Source organism: Faecalicatena fissicatena (assembly GCF_016900595.1).
Lineage (GTDB): Bacteria > Bacillota > Clostridia > Lachnospirales > Lachnospiraceae > Claveliimonas > Claveliimonas intestinigallinarum.
Map to the genome: position 1 here is coordinate 1 of NZ_JACLYY010000023.1, position 4,895 is coordinate 4,895.

Below are 4,895 nucleotides of genomic sequence, written 5' to 3' on the forward strand. Positions count from 1 at the left end.
GGCGACGCGGAAGGGACTTGAACCCTCGACCTCCGGCGTGACAGGCCGGCGTTCTAACCAACTGAACTACCGCGCCATCTTTCTATCAAAAGACAGCGGTCGCTGTAATTTGTCATGGCAGGGGCAGAAGGATTCGAACCCTCGGCACTCGGTTTTGGAGACCGATGCTCTACCAGCTGAGCTATACCCCTAAATGGTGGGCCTTCACGGGCTCGAACCGTGGACCGACCGGTTATGAGCCGGCTGCTCTAACCAACTGAGCTAAAGGCCCATACCGTTCCACAGCGTTTAAAAAGTAGGCTTGCCGTCACAGCAACTGTGGCGGCAAGCCACATTCTGGCTCCCCCTGTTGGACTCGAACCAACGACCCTGCGGTTAACAGCCGCATGCTCTACCGACTGAGCTAAGGAGGAATATGAAAGGGTCCGGCCTGGTCAGGCCAGACCCTTCTCTTGTGTCGGCGTTACCTATCTTCCCGGTCCGTCTCCAGACAAGTATTTTCGGCGCAGGTGAGCTTAACTTCCGTGTTCGGGATGGGAACGGGTGGACCCTCACCGCAATCAACACCAACTTACTTTCCTTTGAAAAGAAAAGTAAGCAAAAGAAACTCTAACAACTTTCTTCTCCTTACCGTTCTTCTCAACGATAAGTCATTATATTCATTTTCTTCCTCTTTGTCAAGAGAAAAATGATGGTGACCCGTGCGGGAATCGAACCCACGTTTGCGGCGTGAGAGGCCGCCGTCTTAGCCGCTTGACCAACGGGCCATTGGTGCGCCTTCACGGATTCGAACCGGGGACCCACTGATTAAGAGTCAGTTGCTCTACCAGCTGAGCTAAAGGCGCTTGTCGCCACCATCCAGGGTGCTGCACCCTCAAAACCGAACAATGTAAATCTTCCGCACTTCGCAAGCGCCTGCAATCATCCATGTTAAGGTCAAGCCCTCGGCTTATTAGTACCGGTCAGCTGCACACGTTACCGTGCTTCCACCTCCGGCCTATCAACGACATAGTCTACGTCGTGCCTTACTTCTTTCGAATGAGAGATCTAATCTTAGGGGGAGTTTCACGCTTAGATGCCTTCAGCGTTTATCTCGTCCGTACATAGCTACCCAGCTATGCCCTTGGCAGGACAACTGGTGCACCAGAGGTACGTCCATCCCGGTCCTCTCGTACTAAGGACAGCTCCCTTCAAATCTCTTACGCCCGCAACAGATAGGGACCGAACTGTCTCACGACGTTCTGAACCCAGCTCGCGTGCCACTTTAATCGGCGAACAGCCGAACCCTTGGGACCGAATACAGCCCCAGGATGTGACGAGCCGACATCGAGGTGCCAAACCTCCCCGTCGCTGTGGACGCTTGGGGGAGATCAGCCTGTTATCCCCAGGGTAGCTTTTATCCGTTGAGCGACGGCACTTCCACTTGCATACCGCCGGATCACTAACTCCAACTTTCGTTACTGCTCGACCCGTCGGTCTCGCAGTTAGGCTCGTTTATGCGTTTACACTCACTGCACGGTTTCCGTCCGTGCTGAACGAACCTTTGAGCGCCTCCGTTACCTTTTAGGAGGCGACCGCCCCAGTCAAACTGCCCACCTAACAGTGTCCCCCGACCGGATTCACGGCCGCAGGTTAGAAAACCAGCAAATCAAGGGTGGTATCCCAAGGTTGACTCCACCAAAGCTGACGCCCTGGCTTCCAAGTCTCCCACCTATCCTGTACATGATTTACCGATTTCCAGTATTAAGCTACAGTAAAGCTCCATGGGGTCTTTCCGTCTAGTTGCGGGTAACTGGCTTCTTCACCAGTACAACAATTTCGCCGGGTGGGCTGTTGAGACAGCGCCCAAGTCGTTACGCCATTCGTGCGGGTCAGAACTTACCTGACAAGGAATTTCGCTACCTTAGGACCGTTATAGTTACGGCCGCCGTTTACTGGGGCTTCGATTCAATGCTTCGCCTTGCGGCTAACATCTCCTCTTAACCTTCCAGCACCGGGCAGGCGTCAGCCCCTATACGTCATCTTTCGATTTAGCAGAGACCTGTGTTTTTGGTAAACAGTCGCTTGGGCCTATTCGCTGCGGCCTCCCGTAGGAGGCTCCCCTTATCCCGAAGTTACGGGGTCATTTTGCCGAGTTCCTTAACAACCCTTCTCCCGTTGGCCTTAGGATTCTCTCCTCATCTACCTGTGTCGGTTTGCGGTACGGGCACCTTAGCATACCATACACCTTTTCTCGCCACAGAGCATCGCGGACTTCCCTACTAAAGTTCGGTCCCTTACGCCCGGGTCAACCAACGCCCGGGTCCCGCTATCTCCATGTGTCAGTGTACTTAAGGTTCGGTGGCTACGGAATTTCAACCGTATGTGCATCGACTACGCCTTTCGGCCTCGCCTTAGCTCCCGGCTTACCCTGGGCGGACGAACCTTCCCCAGGAAACCTTAGATTTTCGGCCATTATGATTCCCACATAATTCTCGCTACTCATTCCGGCATTCTCACTCGAATACAGTCCACCGCTGCTTCCGCTGCGACTTCACCCCATATTCGACGCTCCCCTACCCCGCACATTGCTGTGCAGCCCAAGCTTCGGTGTTACGCTTAGCCCCGTTATATTTTCCGCGCAGAGTCACTCGACCAGTGAGCTATTACGCACTCTTTTAATGAGTGGCTGCTTCTAAGCCAACATCCTGGTTGTTTTCGCAACTCCACATCGTTTTCCACTTAGCGTATCTTTGGGACCTTAGCTGTGGGTCTGGGCTGTTTCCCTTTTGTCCACGAGACTTATCTCACGTAGACTGACTGCTGGCCATCAATTATCCGGCATTCAGAGTTTGATAGGGTTCAGTAACCTTATCGGCCCCTAGCCCATTCAGTGCTTTACCTCCGGTAATCTAAGCCAACGCTAGCCCTAAAGCTATTTCGGGGAGAACCAGCTATCTCCGAGTTCGATTGGAATTTCACCGCTATCCACAGGTCATCGCCGACCATTGCAACGGGCGTGCGTTCGGTCCTCCATGGGGTTTTACCCCCACTTCAACCTGCCCATGGATAGGTCACCCGGTTTCGGGTCTATTGCCACTGACTTCATACGCCCTATTCAGACTCGGTCTCCCTTCGCCTCCGGCACTGAATGCCTTAAGCTTGCCAGTAACAATAACTCGCCGGACCATTCTACAAAAGGTACCTCATCACCCTTTAACGGGCTTTGAGTGCTTGTAAGCACAAGGTTTCAGGTTCTCTTTCACTCCCCTCCCGGGGTCCTTTTCACCTTTCCCTCACGGTACTGCTCCTCTATCGGTCATCAGGTAGTATTTAGGGTTGGAGGGTGGTCCCCCCAGCTTCCCACCGGGTTTCACGTGTCCGGCGGTACTCTGGATCCAGTCGCACAACCTTCCCTTTCGGATACGGGGCTATCACCCGCTATGGCCGGCCTTCCCATACCGTTCTCCTAGTTCCAGTTGCTAAAAAACTGTCCACAACCCCGGAGGATAAATCCTCCGGTTTGCCCTCTTCCGCGTTCGCTCGCCACTACTAGCGGAATCTCGGTTGATTTCTCTTCCTCGCCCTACTTAGATGTTTCAGTTCAGGCGGTTCCCCGCGTACGCCTATTTGATTCAACGCACGCTGACAGAGTATTGCTCTGCCGGGTTTCCCCATTCGGAAATCTGCGGGTCAAAGCTTATGTGCAGCTCACCGCAGCTTATCGCAGCTTGTCACGTCCTTCTTCGGCTCCTGATGCCAAGGCATTCCCCTTGCGCTCTTTCTAGCTTGACCTTGTAGAACAGTCTCATCTCTGAGCTGTTCTCAAAATCATGAATTATGCAGGCATCACAGAAGTTTTGCAATTAGCTCCATTGTTTTTACCCTTACTAGAACGGCTTTCGCCATTCTATCTTAGTTCCACAACATTGCTGTTTTGCCCTCTGTTGCTTGCTCTTGTACTTTCGATCTACATTGTTCAGTTTTCAAGGTGCCGCCTTCCAGCCTTTAAGGCCAGATTTTAACACTCAATCCCTTGAGTGTTAAAATCCATTCTTAAATTGGTGGAGGTTACCGGACTCGAACCGGTGACCCCCTGCTTGCAAAGCAGGTGTTCTACCAGCTGAACTAAACCCCCAGGGTTTTGGTGGTGGGCCCAAGTGGACTCGAACCACCGACCTCACGATTATCAGTCGTGCGCTCTAGCCAGCTGAGCTATGGGCCCGTTCAAGGTGCCATTCGCTTCTCTTTCGCCTGGCCCGCGTCGGCACAGCCGCCGCGGTACCCGCTAAACATATGCCACCGGCATATGTTCTTGACGCGTGTACCCTCTAAATTAAACAACGTGAAAGCCATTCGCTCCAGAAAGCTGACCTTAGGACGTTACAACAGAAAACTACTTCCGTTGAAGTCTCCTTAGAAAGGAGGTGATCCAGCCGCACCTTCCGATACGGCTACCTTGTTACGACTTCACCCCAATTATCGAACCCACCTTCGGCCGCGCCCTCCTTGCGGTTAGGCTACGGACTTCGGGTGTTCCCGACTCTCATGGTGTGACGGGCGGTGTGTACAAGGCCCGGGAACGTATTCACCGCGGCATGCTGATCCGCGATTACTAGCGATTCCAACTTCATACAGGCGGGTTTCAGCCTGCAATCCGAACTGGGATGGCTTTTAGGGATTTGCTCCACCTCGCGGTATTGCCTCCCTCTGTTAACCACCATTGTAGTACGTGTGTGGCCCAGGACATAAGGGGCATGATGATTTGACGTCGTCCCCACCTTCCTCCGTTTTGTCAACGGCAGTCTCGCTAGAGTGCTCTTGCGTAGCAACTAACAATAAGGGTTGCGCTCGTTGCGGGACTTAACCCAACATCTCACGACACGAGCTGACGACAACCATGCACCACCTGTCTC

Annotated in this window: 8 tRNA genes and 3 rRNA genes; all 11 read right to left on the minus strand. The window is 53.2% G+C overall.

Annotation, left to right across the window (positions count from 1 at the left end):
- Positions 1 to 2: 2 nt before the first annotated feature.
- Positions 3 to 76: transfer RNA gene (locus H7U36_RS14830), tRNA-Asp, on the minus strand.
- Between the two features lie 39 nt (positions 77 to 115).
- Positions 116 to 191, minus strand: a tRNA-Trp gene (locus H7U36_RS14835).
- 3 nt (positions 192 to 194) lie between these two features.
- Positions 195 to 271, minus strand: a tRNA-Ile gene (locus tag H7U36_RS14840).
- A gap of 66 nt (positions 272 to 337) precedes the next feature.
- A tRNA-Asn gene (locus tag H7U36_RS14845) sits at positions 338 to 413 on the minus strand.
- A 42-nt stretch (positions 414 to 455) separates the two neighbouring features.
- Positions 456 to 571 (minus strand): 5S ribosomal RNA (rrf, locus tag H7U36_RS14850).
- 121 nt (positions 572 to 692) lie between these two features.
- Positions 693 to 767 (minus strand) — tRNA-Glu (locus tag H7U36_RS14855).
- 2 nt (positions 768 to 769) lie between these two features.
- Positions 770 to 845 (minus strand) — tRNA-Lys (locus tag H7U36_RS14860).
- 87 nt (positions 846 to 932) lie between these two features.
- A 23S ribosomal RNA gene (locus tag H7U36_RS14865) occupies positions 933 to 3,774 on the minus strand.
- A 267-nt stretch (positions 3,775 to 4,041) separates the two neighbouring features.
- Positions 4,042 to 4,117 (minus strand) — tRNA-Ala (locus H7U36_RS14870).
- Between the two features lie 10 nt (positions 4,118 to 4,127).
- Positions 4,128 to 4,204, minus strand: a tRNA-Ile gene (locus H7U36_RS14875).
- A gap of 195 nt (positions 4,205 to 4,399) precedes the next feature.
- Positions 4,400 to 4,895, minus strand: a 16S ribosomal RNA gene (locus tag H7U36_RS14880); the annotation flags it as partial.